Raw genomic sequence first — 15,451 nt, 5'->3', positions numbered from 1 at the left:
TGGGCCTATTGCAAGGTGCTTTGGCGCATCGCTTACGCCGACATTGTCGATGGCGCGATAGAGACACATCGTAAGCGTCATCCCGCTAGCACCTTCTCCGGGGTGATGTAAGGGCGCAATTTGACGATCCGCATGGAGGATCGTTTTGTGCCTGGACTTGACCATAGACTTGAGCCGGAAGGCGAGGTTCGGCGCTTTGAGGTGATCAACGGCGCGATGGGGCGTCGGCGCTGGAGGGCTGACGATCGGGCACAGATCGTGGAGGAATCGCTTGCGCCTGGCGCGGTAGTTTCGGTAGTGGCCCGCCGACATGGGCTGACTATCGTTGCCAAATCACCGGAATTCATGGTTGAATCCGCTTCGTGACCGACGCGGCCACTATCCTTCCCAACGATCCTCATGCGCTCTAGGCGATGCTTCTGGCCGAGCGCGCGGAGAACGAGAGGCTGCGCCAGATCCATCAAGGAGCTGCAGCGCCATCGCTTCGGCCGGAGGGCCGAGAGCCTGCCTGAGGACCAACTGCTCCTCGGACTGGAGGAAGCCGAATAGGTGAAGGCGGAAAGCTTCGCCAGCGAGGAAGCGGCAGACCCTGCGAAGCGTGATGCCCGGACTAGCAAGCGCCGCACTAACCGTGGCTCGTTGCCCGCTCACCTGCCGCGCGTCGAGCAGGTGATCGACGTCTCCGACAAGCTCTGCCCGTGTTGCGAAGGCCAGTTGCATGTAATGGGCGAGGACGTCTCCGAACGTCTCGACATGATCCCCGCTCAGTTCCGGGTGATCGTCCCTCGTCGGCCAAAGTATGCCTGTCGCGCCCGCGAAGAGGTAGTGGTCCAGGCGCCGGCCCCAGCCCGCTTCGTTATCCATCACCGGCTTGCCAAAATGCATCTGGAACGACTCCGTCGCCGGGGCCACGTAGTTGAGACAACGCATCTGGGCATATGCCATCTACGTAGAGCGCGGAGCAGGCTCTGGAAAGTCGTCTTACGAGACGCCGTCACACCATCGTTTGAGGAACGATCGCCTCTGCCGAAAGTCCGGCTGCGGCGCCAGAGGCCCCGTTACCTATCTAGACAAGATCGCGCGCAATCTGCCGGTGCCAGGACCGGGAGAATATGCGCCTGTCATCGTCATAGGCGCGCAGGTTGGCCTCGACGAGAAAATGATCCGGGGTCGAGAAAAGCGCAGTTTCGACCTCCACTCGACTCCGCCATCCAGGATGGGCAAAGTCGTAGGTTTCACAAACTTCCATGCGGGCACTTGTCGGTTCGTTCGGCCGGATTCGGTAACGGACCTCCTTCATAGACGCGACCTCCACGCCAATGGCGTCGATGATCCAATTCCCGTCGTCGCGGATCACCGTGTGAACTGTCTCGCCTGTGACGATGTCCTGTCCGATAGTACGCTCGACCTTTCCCTGCCGCACCAATGTATACTTCGTCCGCGGTGCCGTCACGGGTTCTGCAAACCTAATCTCAGCATCCTCGGCGCGCCCGCTCCGGGTTGGCAACACAAGGTTGCTGGCGCCCATGAAGACGGTCAGCGTGACCGACCGTGGAGAGGGCCAGACAATCGGCCAATATGCCGTGGACAACGCAAGCCGGATCCGGTGCCCCGCCGGAAACATGTGGCCAATTTCATTGAGCTGGACCCTGACTCGATACCGCGCCCCCGGCTCAAGCGGCTTTGGCGTCTCATGGCTCTCCCGGTGCGTTAGATTGAGCACACCATATGTAACGCGGGTGGAGGTTCCATCTGGCGCAACATCGTTCAGCCGAACAGCGACGAGGCCGTTCGGCTGGTCGGCCGATATCTCCAGCACGGCAATCGGTGCACCTAGAATCTCCACAGGCTTTGTCAGTGGTGCGGTGTCGAACACGAGCGACTTACCGTCTTCCTCGCGCTGGTCCAGGGGCAACTCGGGTGACAACCCGCCCATGCCGTACGGGCACCATTCGCCGCCGTGCATCCCCGTGTTCCCGGGTGAATTCACCACCTGCGTCGTCTGATCGTTTGGTTTTTCACCGAGGGCGTGCGGCGCTAGCCATAACGTCTTGCTTTGAATATTCTCGCTGGGCCACGACGGCTCTCCGATCCAGTGGCCCGGACGCACATCATAATGCGATGCCGGAGGAACGCTGTCTTGCAGATAGGCTCGGAGCATCGGCTCGTCCATGATGCCCGTTTTGGCGCCCTTTAGCCAGTGATCCCACCAGCGCAGCGCTTCCTGCAAAAACCCAATTGCAGGGCCGGGAACTCCGGTGTGAGGATATTTGTGGCCCCATGGACCGACGAGACCGAGGCGCGGCCCCTTCAATCCGGCCAGCAAACGGAAGATGGCGTTGGAATAGCCGTCAGCCCACCCGCCCACGGCGAAGACTGCGGCCTCGATAGCGGAGAAGTCCTCACAGACCGAGCCGTGTCTCCAGTACTCGTCACGCCGCTGATGCTCGAGCCAAGTGGCGAACACCGGGGTCATGGCATCGAGCCGCTCCATCCACATGTCGCGCCAGCGTTCCTCGCCCACCATCAGCGGGTCCGGCGCGCGCGACATCCAGCCGAAGTAACTAGTCCCCCAGGCCAAGATGTCCGTGATGACACAGCCGCCCATGTAGTGCATGTCGTCGGCATAACGATCATCGGTAGAGCAGACGGTTATGATCGCCTTCAGCGCCGGCGGGCGGCGCGCCGCCACCTGCAGCGAGTTGAAACCGCCCCATGAGATTCCCATCATGCCGACTGCGCCGTTGCACCAGGGCTGCTTGGCGATCCAGGCGATCACCTCGACGGCATCGTCCTGCTCCTGCTTCAGATACTCATCGAGGATCACGCCATCAGAATCGCCGCTCCCGCGGATATCCAGACGAATGCTGGCATAACCATGCGCAGCAAAGTAAGGGTGGGCGAGGTCATCACGGGCGCGCGTAGCGTCACGACGCCGATAGGGGATATATTCGAGGATTGCCGGCACCGGATTACTCTCGGCGTCTTCGGGCATGAAGATGCGTGCGGCCAACCGCGTGCCCTCTGACAAGGGGATCCAGCACAATTCGATCTCGCGGACTTTGCGCATGTTTGACGGGTCGAGGGACATCATTATCTCCGAAGTCTATGGACCTGCTGTGAAATTGGCCCGGCGGCGCTACGCAGCCGGCCTACAGGATTAGGCCTTCTTCGGCCGGGGCAGGTGTACGGGCAATTGGGCGGCAGGAGCATCGGGCCATGTAGTCCCTGTAAACCAGGTTCGATACCAAGAATTCGGTTTCGTTGAGAATTTCTATCGTAGCTTCTACCAACACGAATGTACTCGGGGATCGCCAAACTAAGATCGCATCAAAGCACCGCTCGTATCGTATAGTGGTTCGATCATCACCACCGCTGGAAACATTTGTCCGTCGATTTCGACATCTAGCGCGGTGCCGTTAGTAGCGAACTCGACAGGAACGTAGCCTAACGCCAAAGACTTCTTGACGCGGTACCCATAGCCCCCGGAGGAAATATAACCGACCGCGACCCCATCCTTGAGCAGCGCTTCGTCTCCAACGACGTCACGGTCGTCGACATTGATCATCAGACCGACAAGCTTCCGAGCGGGCCCCGCGTCGCGCGCCTTGGCTGCGGCTTCCTTGCCGACGAAGTCTTTGTTCCAGTCGATGAAAGCGGCCAGTCCGCTCTCAGCTGCGTCGAAATCCGGGCGGAAGTCCATTGTCCAAACCCCGCAGTTCTTCTCGAGGCGCATCGACATGAGGGCCCGGCTTCCGTAAAAGCGCAGCCCGAGGTCACCGCCTGCGTGTTCGACCGCTTCAAACAAACGAATGAGGAACTGCGGACGGCAATAGATTTCATAGCCCAGTTCGCCTGAGAACGAGAGGCGCGAGAGGATAACCGGAACGTCACCCACGACGCATTCCCGGATATCGCGGAATTTGAACGCGTTGTTAGACACGTCCTCCCGCGTAATCCGCGATAGCAGTTCTCTTGATTTCGGACCCGAGATCGCCAGCCCGTGGAGCTCGTCCGAACGGTTCGTATAGGTTACCCCCTCGGTCGGCAGGAGCCGCTCGAACCATCTCCGGTGCATTTCCTGTGCCGCTCCTGATCCGAACAACATGAAGCGGTCTTCCGATAGGCAGGCGACGGTGAGGTCCCCATAGAGTTTGCCTTTGGGGGTCAACATTGGCGTCAACGCTATCCGACCAGGCTTGGGAAGTTTTCCGGCAAGGACGTAATCGAGGATCGCTTTCGCTCCCGGTCCGGCAAATTCGTGCTTCGAATAGTTGGCGATCTCGATGGCGCCCACGTTCGTGCGAACGCTCTCGATTTCCCGAGCAACGTAGTCATGGCTCCGGTTGCGCTCGAACGTCGGCTCTTCGTGCGCATCCTCCGGCCCGTCGGCGAACCAGAGAGCATGCTCCAGGCCAAAACTCACCCCCATGACCGCGCCCTTCGCGACCAGGCGATCGTAGAGCGCTGTCGTCTTCTGCCTCCGTCCTTTCGGCAGGGTCTCATTGGGAAACGTCATGACGAAACGGCGTTCATAGTTCTCTGAGGACTTTACCGTGCCCCAGTCCGCGGTCGCGAAGTTGCCAAACCGCGCGATGTCCATCGCCCAGACATCAATCGACGGTTCGCCTTCGATCATCCATTCCGCAATCGACCGGCCGACACCACCGCCCTGGCAGAAGCCGGCCATTACGCCGACCGCGGCCCAATAGTTCTGCAGACCGGGGACCGGGCCGATCATCGGGTTTCCGTCAGGGCCGAACGTGAAGGGCCCGTTTACAACGGTTTTGATACCCACCTGGCTAAGGGCTGGAATGCGTTCAAACGCAAGTTCGAGGCGGTCTGCGATCCGCTCCAGGTCGGATGGCAGCAGTTCGTGGCCAAAGTCCATTGGGGTGCCAGCCACCTTCCAAGGCGTGGACTTCGGCTCGTACGTGCCCAGCAGCATGCCGTTACGCTCCTGTCGGAAGTAAATGTTAGCCTCGTAGTCGATGCCCGCCGGGAGGCGCTTGCCGGAAGCCATTCGTTCGACGATTTGGGGGATATCCTCCGTAATCAGGTAGTGGTGCTCCATAGGCTGCACCGGCATGGTTACGCCAGCCATCTTGCCAGCTTCTCGCGCCCAGAGCCCGGCGGCGTTGACCACGTGCTCTGCACTGATGGTTCCCTTGGGAGTGGCCACGTCCCAGGTACCGTCCTTCCGTTGGCGAGTCTCAATAACAGGGGTGTGGGTGTAATACTGCGCGCCGTGCACGCGCGCAGATTTTGCGTAAGCGTAGCAGACACCCGAAGGGTCGACATCACCGTCGAGCGGGTCCCACAGCGCCGCGAGATAGTGGCTTGGATCGATGAGTGGGTGCCGGTCGGCCGCTTCTTTGACGCTGATGAATTCCTGGTCAATCCCCATGTAGCGGGCCTTCGACCGCTCCCGCTTCAGGTATTCGTACCAGGTGTTGTTCGACGCCAGGTAGAAGCCGCCCGTGTTATGAAGCCCGACCGAGTGGCCCGACGTCTCCTCGATCTCTTTGTAAAGATTGATTGTGTAGCCCTGGAGGCGGCTGATGTTCGGATCCGAGCTGATGGTATGGATCTGACCCGCCGCATGCCAACTTGACCCGCTGGTTAGTTCGTCTCGCTCAAGGAGCACACTGTCTTTCCAGCCGAATTTTGCGAGGTGGAAAAGGATGGAACATCCGACAACGCCGCCGCCGATGACGACCGCGCGGGCGTGCGTTGGAAATTGTTTTTCAGCTGTCATGTTTGTCCGCTTTTGGCTGGAAGAGGCGATCGCTTTTTAGTTCAGGGACCGGCCGGCTTAGCACTCGCTAAGCGAGGGGAAGACGTCTGAACCGACCAGCCTGAGCTGGGTCAAAGAAGTGGTCGAGAGGTCCGTGCTCAACAAAATGTGCGTGCCATGTCGCTAACGCACTTCTGTCGAGTTCCACACCCAGGCCAGGGCCTTCGGGCACGGTGACGACATTGTTGGTCTGACGGAACGGACCACCCTGGATGACATCGCCGATCTGCCATCGAAACAGGGACTGGGATGGCTCCGTAATCCACGGCATTGCCGCCGACATGTGCAGGTAGGCCGCCGTTGCTACCCCGGCGTCGCCCGAATAACACCAGAACCCGACGCCCATGGTCTCACAGGCGCCGATAAATCGAACGGCGCGGGAAATGCCGCCCAGAACCGCAAAATTGGTGACGATGAAGTCCGGCACGCCGATACGAACAGCCCAGCGGAGATCCGGCACGTGGGTGGAGAAGGGTATGGCCGAATGTCGGCGCAATACCTCCATCTCTTCGAAGGTGGCTACGGGATCCTCATAGTTCCTGATATCGAAAGGCTCGATTTCGCGAAGGATCCGGATGGCAGTCGGTAAGGACCACTGCATATTGCTGTCGAGCCGGATCATGTCTCGCGGCCCCAAGGCGGAGCGGAGCGCCTTCACGGTCTCGATCTCAAGAACCGGATCCCCCAAGATGAGTTTCCCCTCGAACATCGTCGAGCCGTGAAGCTCCCGCATGTGTACGCAATAGTCAGCCACCGCCTCGGGCGACATTTCTCCTCCCTCACGGAATCCGAAGTATTCGGTAAAGGGAATTTCCTTCCTGACAGCACCGCCCAGCAGCTTGTAAAGGGGCTCTTGCGCCACTTTGCCTCTGATATCCCAGAGACCGATTTCAATCGCGCCGAAAGCTTTGACAACGGAACTATCGTCGGTGTTTTGGACGATTTGCCATGGTGGGACAGTCAAGGATTCACAATTGGCGATGTCGAGGGGATCCTGACCGACCAGCCTTTCGCCCATAGCTAGAATGGTTGCCAAGACATCGACCGAAGGCGCCTCACCAAGACCGACAAGCCCTTGGTCAGTTTCAACTTCGATGATCACCTTGGATGTGCCGGGATAATGTCCGCCAGTCCACCAAAGTGGTTTCTCAAGCGGTATGTTTACCGGAGTCGCCTTTACGGAACGTATCTTCATTGCCTTGTCCGAAATCGAGAAAATTGAGCTGGTGCTGGCCTTGACTGCTCAGTACCACTGGTCAGTCTGCTGGGACTTCTTCCGCGCGCAGAAATCGGCCAACGCGTTGTCGATGGCCGGATCAAGAGGCGGCGCCTCGTACTCGGCAAGCAGCTTCTTCCACCGCGCGTTGGCTCGGACCAGGGAATCTTTTTCCCCGGCGTCACGCCACTGCTCGAAGCTGTTGTTGTCAGCGACCTCCGACTCCCAGAAAGCCGTTCGATAGTTCGCGATAGTGTGGGCGCAGCCAAAGAAATGCTTCCCTGGGCCTACCTCGCGGAATGCGTCGAGCGCCAGCTGGTTGGGATTGACTGAAAGGCCAGCCATGTAGACGTGCAGCGCGCTGCAGAAGTCGGCATCCAGGATCAGTTTCTCGTAGCCCATGGTCAGCCCGCCTTCGAGCCAACCTGCCGAATGCAAGATGAAATTGGCGCCGCACTGGACGGCGGCCTGCATGGCGACGGCGCTTTCCATCATCGCCTGACCGTCAGCCACCTTTGACGACGTAAAGGCGCCTGAGCAACGCAGCGGCAGGCCCAGACGGCGTGCGAGCTGGCCCACCACCAGCGATCCCAATGCCGGTTCTGGGGTACCGAAGGTTGGTGACCCGGTACGAAGGTCGGTCGAAGACAGAAAGTTGCCGAAGATGGTGGGGGCGCCTGGCCGCACCAGCTGGGTCAGGGCGCACCCTACCATCGTCTCCGCAAACGACTGTGCGATGGCGCCGGGCGTTGTCACCGGACCCATAGCCCCGCCCAGGATGAAAGGCACGATTACCGTCCCCTGATTGGCGCGGGCATAGACCTTGAGCGCGCCTGTCATGGTGGCATCGAATACGAGCGGAGAGTTGGCATTGATATTCGCGAGGATGACGCAGTTCTGGTCGGCGAACTCTCGGCCGAAAACGATACGGGCCATCTCGATCGAGTCTTCGGCCCGTTCGACCGAGGTGACCGAGCCCATGAAAGGCTTGTCCGAGTAGCGCAGATGGGCCGATACCATGTCGAGGTGCCGCTTGTTCACCGGAATGTCGACGGGCTCGCAGACAGTGCCGCCGGAATGGTGCAGCCACGGGATGGAGTAGGCGAGTTTGACGAAGTTTTCGAAATCGCCGAGCGTCCCGTAGCGTCGACCGCCTTCCAGATCGCGTACAAAAGGCGGGCCATAGGCCGGCGCAAACACGACATTTGGGCCGCCAATTTTGAGGGAACGCGCCGGGTTCCTGGCATGTTGCGTAAAAGTCGAAGGCGCGGTTTTCAGGATCGGACCGAGCATGCCCCTTGGAAAGCGGACCAGTTCGCCCTGCACCACGGCGCCCGCAGACCGCCACAGATCCAGAGATTCCGGATCTTCTCGGAACTCGATGCCGATTTCCTCCAGGATCACGGCGGCGGCGTCCTCGATCGCCAGTAGGCCTTCCTCGGAAAGCAGATCGTAGGGGCGGATCCGTAGCTCAACGCCGGCGAGAATGGCCGCCGCCTCATGGCCCCCGGCTGGAGGACGTCGGTTCGAGCGACCGCGTGCTCGAGGTGTCGGCGCCTGTAGCTCGGACATGCTTTTCCGTCTTCCCTTTTTCTTTTCCTCCTATAAGTTTGATTGGTGAAAACCTCGAGGTAAACCGCAATTAATCTGATGCGCGCATAAGTGGAAGTTATGCATGTCCCGTTTACGCATTCCGAGCCCTGCTGGCCTCATTACATTTGAGGCCGCGGGACGGCATCTGAGTTTTACCAACGCGGCCGAAGAGCTTCGCGTCAGTCAGGCCGCTGTGAGTTCGGCCATCAAGAGCCTCGAGGGTGACCTCGGGGTCGAGCTGTTCGTCCGCCAGCATAAACGGATTCTATTGACCGAAGCCGGCCAGCGTTTCTACGCCGACGTGGCGATGGGCCTCGGCCATATTGCGCGATCGGCCGAGGCTGTCCGCCGGACCACGGAGGACAAACATGTTGTTTTGTCATCGTCGACGGCGTTCGCCAGCCATTGGCTGATTCCGCGGCTCCCAAAGTTTCGTGCGTTGCACCCGGATATCGAAATTCGCATCCAGACGGCAGACCGAGACACCGATTTGGGGCCGGATCCCCATTTGATCGGTGTCCGCCGCGGGCTGGGCGATTGGCCTAACTATCGCGCTTTCCGTTTCGGCGGTGAGAGCCTCATCCCGGTCTGCAGCCCTAGCTACCTACTTCAGGCCAGCGCGCCACGCGATCTGCCCGATCTCGCTGGGCGGACCCTCATCCACCTCGACGAGCCCCACCGGCCACGTCCAGCGTGGAAGGACTGGTTCGCCCATTTCGGGGTTGACTTCACCGACGTCGGGGAGGGCCTGCGTCTCAACGATTACAGCCTTGTCGTCCAAGCCGCAGTTGGCGGGCAAGGCATCGCACTGGGCTGGACGCATCTCGTCAACCATCCGCTGAGCGAAGGTTTGCTTGTCCCAGCCCTCGATGCCAACTGGGCAACCGGATATGCCTTTTTCATCGTCAGCAACAGAGCGGTGGACCTCGCTCCGGAAGCTAAGCTGGTCAAGGACTGGATCCTCGAAGACGCTCCTGACAAGCTGGTTTGACCGACGTCATACAGGCGTCAGCCGCGGCTAAAGTAAACAGCCGAGTGCGAAGCGTGCCACCGCCCGAAGCCTCAGAGATCGCCGTTAGCTTCGCCATTCTCTCGGTGTCTTGCCAAAAATTTCGCGAAAGCACTTCGAGAAATGGGAAGACGAAACAAAGCCACAGGCGACCGCTATCTCCAGAAATGGCATATTTGTCTGCTCAATCAGGCGTTTGGCTCGCTCAAGTCTCAGGCGTGCGTAGTACCGGGCGTTATCAACTTAACTCGCGCTCAGGGATTTGCGGCACAGAGCGATGGCATGAACACCGCGACCATCAGCTACAAGCGCCATCGTTTCCCGCCGCAGACTATCGCCCATGCAGTCTGGCTCTACTACAGGTTCCCCTTGAGCCTGCGTCTGGTCGAGGAAATGCTGCTGGAGCGCGGGATCGTCGTTTCGTATGAGACAATCCGCCGGTGGGGCATCAAGTTCGGTCCGCACTACGCTCGCCGCTTGCGCCGCAAGCTGCCCAGTCGAAACGATGTCTGGCACCTGGACGAGGTCGTTATCACCATCGCCGGCAGGAAACATTGGTTGTGGCGTGCCGTCGACCAGGATGGCTCTGTGCTCGACGAGATCGTCCAGAACCGCCGCAACACCAAGGCGGCCAAGCGCTTGCTGACGCGGCTGTTGAAGAAGCAAGGCGTCGCGCCGAAGCGCATGATCACCGAATGGAGCAGCCAAGCGACAGGTGATGCCGGACATCGAGCATCGGTCGCACAAGGGATTGAACAACCGGGCGGAGAATGCCCGTGTGCCGTTGCGAAAACGAGAGTGGATGATGCAAGGCTTCCGATCACCAGGAGCATTGCAACGCTTCGTTTCGGTCTTCTCGGCTCTGCGCAATCTCTTCGTCCCGCCTCGCTCAAAACGCTCTGCTCTCGCTACACATATTCACCGCCTGCAGGCCATGGCGGAATGGCAAGCCGGTGGCCGTAGTCAGCTGACATCAGCGGCCGCAGGTCTCAACTCCTGTATATGCAGACAACGTGACATCGCCCCTGATTGTGCTCCCCCCTTTACCCCGGCCGCGCAACGATGCGCCCGCACGGCCGAGGAATCGATGAGAAGCTGGGTCGGCGGTCCATCCGCACCGGCAAGTGCATGGAAGATATCGCTCCATACTGCCATCGGCCTTCACGCTCTTGCAACTGCAGCGGACCGTGGAAGCGCTCGCCGGCCGGCTTATCAACAAGCAGAACTTTCGCCGGCTGATAGAGCAGCAGGAACTGGTGGAGGAGACCGGCGAAAGTGCTTTTGATACCGGCGGTCGGCCGGCGAAGCTTTATCGCTTCCGCCAAGACGTCCTCGACGAAACGGCGGCCGCCGGGACAAAATTGCCGCTGGCGCGGGCTTGACATCCCTTATAGTCAACGTAGTGATATGCCCTTATAATCAATTCGATTATAACGGGATATTCCCTCGCACCGTCCGAACCCACGATCTCGCTGCCGGGAAGCCCCTATGAGTGGATCGAAGTGATCTTGGAAATGAAACGCCCGAAGACGAGCTTTCAACCTTTGTCATGAAGGAGGTGCCGCGCGCCGAGCCAATGCCTTGCGGCAACGGCGAAGGATGTATACCGCCAGTAAATGCGCGCGTCAAAGTCGCTGTCGAATGTACAGTTCGTCCAAATGTGCAATACGTTCGGTTTGTGCAAGTAAAACTTGGAAAATTGTTGCATAAAAGCAACGTCTAATTATATAACGCTGGCAAGCTAAACTTTGAACTTGCACAAATGGGCGTCGCGGATAGCGTCACGCCGTGAAGCATGCACTGCAATGTGTGTCTGTTTCGATCGGGGGGGGGGGTCGTCATTGTAATTATTACCTTTTTTTATTGAGAGGCACAAGTTGTAGCCGCAAGACGGCTGCTAGGTTGCGAGCATACGAAAACGCAACACATCGCCATCCCCCAAACTTCATATCTTCAACGCTCTTTCGGCGGCTTGCTGAGGGAATGCTATTGGGAAAGCCACATATGTCCGCGTCGAGTGATCTTGGGGATGAAACGCGCCAGACCGAGCTTTCAAGCTTTGTCATGAGGGAGGTGCAGCGCATCCTTGCCCAATGCGATGAGGCGAGGCAGCGTGACAAGGCGGCTGTTGCGCCTTCGGGTTCTCCTTCCGGCGATTTGACCGACGTGGCCGCCGAATTTCTTGGTAGGCTCGAGGCCGAAGCAGCGCGAGGGCTAAACGCCCAGGCGGGTGAGATCGCTTCGCGACCACGGGCAGCCGATCATCCGCTCGCGCATCCGGTTCTGAAAGATTGCCCGAGAGAAGGAGCGCGCATTGCAGAGTGGGCCGGTCCAGTTGCGGGGTCGACGCATCTCGAGAGACGTTTTGGAATACCGCGATCCACGCTGTATTGGTGGCAGCGGCATAATGATGTGGTTGCCTTCCGGCGAGGCTCCCGCAAGCATGTATTTCCCCTGGCTCAGTTCATCGACGGCAGGCCCATGCCCGGAATTAGGCAGGTCCTTTCCTCGATCTCCGATCCCAGATTGGCTTGGCTGTGGCTGATCAGCCCGTCGCCCCTTCTCAAGGGTCGCGTTCCTATCGAATTGCTCAGGGAAGGTATGAACGCAGAAGTCGTCGCATCCGCCGCCCAGGCTGTTTCTCTGATTGAATCTATCTGACGATTGGCCGGATGCCGACGGCTGTCCGCGCATTATGTACGTGCGCACAAAGCAGATGTGCCAATTGTGCGATTTGTTCAAATGTATAGTTGTCCAATTTGTGCAACTAATACTGGTGATTTAGTGGTAAAAATGCAACTGATACTTAGATAAGTGGCTGGCAAAAGGAATTTGAACTTGCACTAATTCGCCCGGTGAATAGCGTTGGAGCCGGGAAGGATGCATTGCGAATGCGCATCTTTTTCGATCGTGGGGACAGGGAGCGGTTCGTCCATCGACGTCCTCGCCCCTTTCAAATCATTGAATGGAGATCAAGTATGAACATCAAGAGCCTTCTTCTCGGCTCCGCTGCGGCACTGATCGCAGTTTCCGGTGCGCGCGCCGCCGACGCCGTAATCGTCGCCGAGCCAGAACCCGCTGAATACGTCAAGATCTGCGACGTCTACGGCGCTGGCTACTTCTACATCCCCGGCACCGAAACCTGCCTGCGCATCGGCGGCTATGTCCGTTACGACATCAGCGCTGGCGACGTTGGCTCCTACGACGGGGCGCGGACCCACGACGTCCAAGACGGTAGCGACCAGGGCACCTGGCGCAAGAACGCCCGCTTTGACCTAAGGACTTGGACCGGCCAGGAAACCGAACTCGGTACTTTGAAGACATACACCGAAACCAAATTCAATTTCGGTAACCGCAACGCCTATTCGGGTCCCGACAGTCCCCAGAACTATGCCTTCAACAGGGGCATCACACTGAACTTCGCCTGGATCCAACTCGGTGGCCTTCGCGTCGGCAAGGACGAATCGGCCTTCGATACGTTTATCGGCTATGCCGGCAACGTCCTCAACGATACGCTCGTTCCCTACGGCGATTTCGACACCAACGTCGTGCAGTACTACTTCGACGCCGGCAATGGCTTCTCCGCCGTGGTATCGCTCGAAGAGGGGTCTGGCGTCGTCGGCACGATCGACAGCTACGTTCCGCATCTTGTCGGCGGCGTGAAGTACGCGCAGGGCTGGGGCGCCATCACCGGCGTCGTGGCTTACGACAGCAACTACGAAGAGGTAGCCGGCAAGGCCCGCTTGGATGTGAACGCCACCAACGAACTGTCGCTGTTCATTATGGCTGGCTATGGGACCGACGACAACCTAACTGACGGGACCTACGCTATTCCTGCCGGCGGTCGCGGCTTCTACAAGCAGTGGGGTGGCAACTGGGCCGTCTGGAGCGGCGGCACCTACAAGTTCAACGAGAAGACCTCTTTCAACCTTCAGGCGGCGTATGACGAGTTGAAGAACCTCGGCATTGCCGCCAATGTCGCCTACGATATCGTTCCTGGTCTGACGATCACGGCCGAAGTCGACTATCTCCACGCTGGCAAGTTCGGGGATGTGGACTTCTCTAACTGGACCAATGCCGACAAGAAGAACAGCGTCGGCGGTCTCCTCCGCTTCCAGCGCTCGTTCTGAGGATTGAAGAGCCCGTTGCCGCGTTCGAAGCGGTAACTGTGAGCCTAATTTGCGGCTGAACCATTGTGGTGAGGCTTAGAGGTTTTCGGCGGATTGCTTGATCACGGACCTCCAATCCGAGCATTTCGTCGATGAGAAGGGCGCCCTGTTCCCGGGCGCCCTTTTTAAGGTTATCAGACTCGCGCAACCGAGAGGATCGCGCGCAACAGTGAGGCGGACCGCACTCTCCATGCCAGAACGGCATGATCTGCAACTCGGCGCTGGCGGCAGTTCAATGTTGAAAAGCAAAGGCGTCGAGCCGGCATCCGGTCACCCGATTCCGCGCCGGCAAGAGGTCCGCGCCGCCGCCCCCCTGGGACCAGCGTCTCGCACTTGGAAAGTTAGGCGCCCCTGCCGGCTGCGTATCGAAAGCGCTCTCGCCGATCTCCTCGACTTCTATTGAGACAGGCGGAAGTTTTTTCGCCAGCGAAACCCCGACGACCTTGATGGGGAGTCGCGCCAGCAGGGTGGGCGGCACGTCCAGTGCCACCGACCATGCGAGATGCCGATTGTTGGCGCGTCTCTCAGTGGCGCGGCCATATTCATTCTGGTGCCGATCTGTTGCCTTTTCTGCTTTTCCCATGCGTTTTAGGCCGAGCCATTTGTGAAGGGGGCCGTCAGATCGTCGAACGGTCGAAAAGTTCCAAGTATAGTGGATGGGAAGTCTTGAAACGAGCCGCCCCTGTCGAAGGGCGCCGGATCGGCTGCGTGACGTGCTGTGCAAGCGTGAACAGCGTCATGTCGGCCAGCAATTGTCGTTTTCCTATGAACGGCGGCAGATCATGCTTGAGAAGAACGAGATCTCGATCGGCCTGGTTGGCCAGTATGTCGATATCTATGAGTTTGCCGATGGCCGCCTGGACGTTCGCTGGAAGGCGTGCTCCCTGCCCTACACCGTTTTCGACAAGGAGCAGCGTGTGACGCACACCGCAATCACCGAGAACAAGCGGCTTGGCGAGGTGCTGTCCTGGATCAAGGCGCAGCAGGATGAGGCGCGACCGGCGCCGAAGGTCAAGACGAACAGTGAGCAGATTCAATACCAGAAGCGTGGCAGGAAGGCTGGTCGGAGAGCGGATTTCATGAACGATCCGGCTGTCATTGCGCAGCGAGAACAGGCACTGGCAAGGTTGGCCGCTGCGGAGTGTTATCGCAGGCCTTGCAATCCTTTTTCTTGGTGAGCGACCTCACGAAGCCACCTTGATCGCTCTGGTGGTTGGTTTGGTCGGCGTGATCATCACGCTGCAACCCGGTCTTGCAGCCTTCCAGTGGGCAGCCGTGCTGACCCTCCTGGCTGCAGCCCTGTACGCGTCCGCCCAAATCCTAGCCAGGAAACTTGGCGACAGCGAGAGCGCCGCCGTTATCACCTTCTATCAGAATTTGGCCTTCCTCATTGGTGCGCCCGCGCTGGCGGATTTACCTTCTGTCTTGGTCATGGTGGCGTTCCTTCGCGGGAATCAGGTGACGTTGAACATCACCAGCCTGCCATGAACGCCCTCGCTCAGCGAATTTGCAGAACTCTCAGCACATCTGTGGACGCCCCCGTGAGCGCAAGAAGAATCTTCGAAAGGCAGTATAGCGGCGCGTAGTCGGGTGCTGACATCTGTCCGGCCTCTGATGCGGCCTTCCATTTGCCGCCGGCCCGTATGGGAGTTCGCCGATCGGATCCA

11 protein-coding genes and 5 pseudogenes are annotated in these 15,451 nt (G+C 59.2%); 9 read left to right on the top strand and 7 right to left on the bottom strand.

Annotation, left to right across the window (positions count from 1 at the left end):
- The first annotated feature begins 132 nt into the window (after positions 1-132).
- Together NKH17_RS27990 and NKH17_RS27985 are read left to right on the top strand one after the other, a co-directional pair.
- Positions 133-366, top strand: coding sequence for a transposase (locus NKH17_RS27990; RefSeq protein ID WP_352972953.1), 234 nt, complete (start codon positions 133-135; stop codon positions 364-366).
- A gap of 47 nt (positions 367-413) precedes the next feature.
- Positions 414-858: pseudogene (locus tag NKH17_RS27985) on the top strand (transposase domain-containing protein); the annotation flags it as partial.
- A 208-nt stretch (positions 859-1,066) separates the two neighbouring features.
- Here NKH17_RS27985 and NKH17_RS27980 read toward each other — a convergent pair.
- From NKH17_RS27980 to NKH17_RS27965, 4 genes are all read right to left on the bottom strand, one after another.
- A complete protein-coding gene (locus tag NKH17_RS27980) occupies positions 1,067-3,094 on the bottom strand; it encodes a CocE/NonD family hydrolase (protein WP_352972854.1) in 2,028 nt (675 codons plus the stop codon).
- 225 nt (positions 3,095-3,319) lie between these two features.
- A complete protein-coding gene (locus NKH17_RS27975; protein ID WP_352972852.1) occupies positions 3,320-5,758 on the bottom strand; it encodes a GcvT family protein in 2,439 nt (812 codons plus the stop codon).
- 67 nt (positions 5,759-5,825) lie between these two features.
- Entirely contained in the window at positions 5,826-6,992 is a 1,167-nt protein-coding gene (locus NKH17_RS27970; protein WP_352972850.1) for a mandelate racemase/muconate lactonizing enzyme family protein, read from the bottom strand.
- 48 nt (positions 6,993-7,040) lie between these two features.
- Positions 7,041-8,585, bottom strand: a complete 1,545-nt coding sequence (locus NKH17_RS27965) for a trimethylamine methyltransferase family protein (RefSeq protein ID WP_352972848.1) — start codon at positions 8,583-8,585, stop codon at positions 7,041-7,043.
- Between the two features lie 103 nt (positions 8,586-8,688).
- Between NKH17_RS27965 and NKH17_RS27960 the strand changes: the two genes are divergently transcribed.
- Positions 8,689-9,597 (top strand): LysR substrate-binding domain-containing protein, encoded by a 909-nt coding sequence (locus NKH17_RS27960; RefSeq protein WP_352972846.1) that lies wholly within the window; start codon positions 8,689-8,691, stop codon positions 9,595-9,597.
- Between the two features lie 84 nt (positions 9,598-9,681).
- Here NKH17_RS27960 and NKH17_RS27955 read toward each other — a convergent pair whose 3' ends face one another.
- On the bottom strand, positions 9,682-9,789 hold the full coding sequence (locus NKH17_RS27955; RefSeq protein WP_352972844.1) for an AraC family transcriptional regulator: 108 nt from the start codon (positions 9,787-9,789) through the stop codon (positions 9,682-9,684).
- Positions 9,790-9,897: 108 nt separating this feature from the next.
- Between NKH17_RS27955 and NKH17_RS27950 the strand changes: the two are divergent.
- Positions 9,898-10,567 (top strand): annotated as a pseudogene (locus NKH17_RS27950) (IS6 family transposase); the annotation flags it as partial.
- Between the two features lie 59 nt (positions 10,568-10,626).
- Here NKH17_RS27950 and NKH17_RS27945 read toward each other — a convergent pair.
- Positions 10,627-10,764, bottom strand: a pseudogene (locus NKH17_RS27945) (IS5/IS1182 family transposase); the annotation flags it as partial.
- Here NKH17_RS27945 and NKH17_RS27940 point away from each other — a divergent pair.
- From NKH17_RS27940 to NKH17_RS27930, 3 genes and pseudogenes are all read left to right on the top strand, one after another.
- Positions 10,761-10,997 (top strand): annotated as a pseudogene (locus NKH17_RS27940) (NrtR DNA-binding winged helix domain-containing protein); the annotation flags it as partial. The pseudogenes NKH17_RS27945 and NKH17_RS27940 overlap by 4 nt on opposite strands.
- A gap of 622 nt (positions 10,998-11,619) precedes the next feature.
- Positions 11,620-12,276 carry an antitoxin Xre/MbcA/ParS-like domain-containing protein gene (locus NKH17_RS27935; protein WP_352972842.1) on the top strand — a complete coding sequence of 219 codons (657 nt, stop codon included), beginning with the start codon at positions 11,620-11,622 and terminating at the stop codon, positions 12,274-12,276.
- A 317-nt stretch (positions 12,277-12,593) separates the two neighbouring features.
- The gene (locus tag NKH17_RS27930) at positions 12,594-13,745 is read left to right on the top strand and encodes a porin (RefSeq protein WP_352972840.1); all 1,152 of its coding nucleotides are present in this window, start codon (positions 12,594-12,596) and stop codon (positions 13,743-13,745) included.
- 271 nt (positions 13,746-14,016) lie between these two features.
- Here NKH17_RS27930 and NKH17_RS27925 read toward each other — a convergent pair whose 3' ends face one another.
- The gene (locus NKH17_RS27925; protein ID WP_352972838.1) at positions 14,017-14,367 is read right to left on the bottom strand and encodes a hypothetical protein; all 351 of its coding nucleotides are present in this window, start codon (positions 14,365-14,367) and stop codon (positions 14,017-14,019) included.
- Between the two features lie 79 nt (positions 14,368-14,446).
- On the opposite strand from NKH17_RS27925, the pseudogene NKH17_RS27920 reads away from it, so the two are divergent.
- Positions 14,447-14,962, top strand: a pseudogene (locus tag NKH17_RS27920) (ISNCY family transposase); the annotation flags it as partial.
- 19 nt (positions 14,963-14,981) lie between these two features.
- Positions 14,982-15,272, top strand: coding sequence for a hypothetical protein (locus NKH17_RS27915; protein ID WP_352972836.1), 291 nt, complete (start codon positions 14,982-14,984; stop codon positions 15,270-15,272).
- The last annotated feature ends 179 nt before the right edge of the window (positions 15,273-15,451 follow it).

It is taken from the genome of Mesorhizobium sp. M1334 (assembly GCF_040317995.1).
Lineage (GTDB): Bacteria > Pseudomonadota > Alphaproteobacteria > Rhizobiales > Rhizobiaceae > Mesorhizobium.
Note: the sequence above shows the minus strand (reverse complement) of the source record. Positions and strands in the feature narration are given on the sequence as shown.

Coding starts and splice junctions, on each gene's coding strand:
- NKH17_RS27935 (WP_352972842.1), top strand. CDS start 11,620: ATGTCCGCGTCGAGTGATCTTGGGGATGAAACGCGCCAGACCGAGCTT.
- NKH17_RS27980 (WP_352972854.1), bottom strand. CDS start 3,094: ATGATGTCCCTCGACCCGTCAAACATGCGCAAAGTCCGCGAGATCGAA.
- NKH17_RS27970 (WP_352972850.1), bottom strand. CDS start 6,992: ATGAAGATACGTTCCGTAAAGGCGACTCCGGTAAACATACCGCTTGAG.
- NKH17_RS27990 (WP_352972953.1), top strand. CDS start 133: ATGGAGGATCGTTTTGTGCCTGGACTTGACCATAGACTTGAGCCGGAA.
- NKH17_RS27955 (WP_352972844.1), bottom strand. CDS start 9,789: ATGCCATTTCTGGAGATAGCGGTCGCCTGTGGCTTTGTTTCGTCTTCC.
- NKH17_RS27930 (WP_352972840.1), top strand. CDS start 12,594: ATGAACATCAAGAGCCTTCTTCTCGGCTCCGCTGCGGCACTGATCGCA.
- NKH17_RS27960 (WP_352972846.1), top strand. CDS start 8,689: ATGTCCCGTTTACGCATTCCGAGCCCTGCTGGCCTCATTACATTTGAG.
- NKH17_RS27975 (WP_352972852.1), bottom strand. CDS start 5,758: ATGACAGCTGAAAAACAATTTCCAACGCACGCCCGCGCGGTCGTCATC.
- NKH17_RS27965 (WP_352972848.1), bottom strand. CDS start 8,585: ATGTCCGAGCTACAGGCGCCGACACCTCGAGCACGCGGTCGCTCGAAC.
- NKH17_RS27925 (WP_352972838.1), bottom strand. CDS start 14,367: ATGGGAAAAGCAGAAAAGGCAACAGATCGGCACCAGAATGAATATGGC.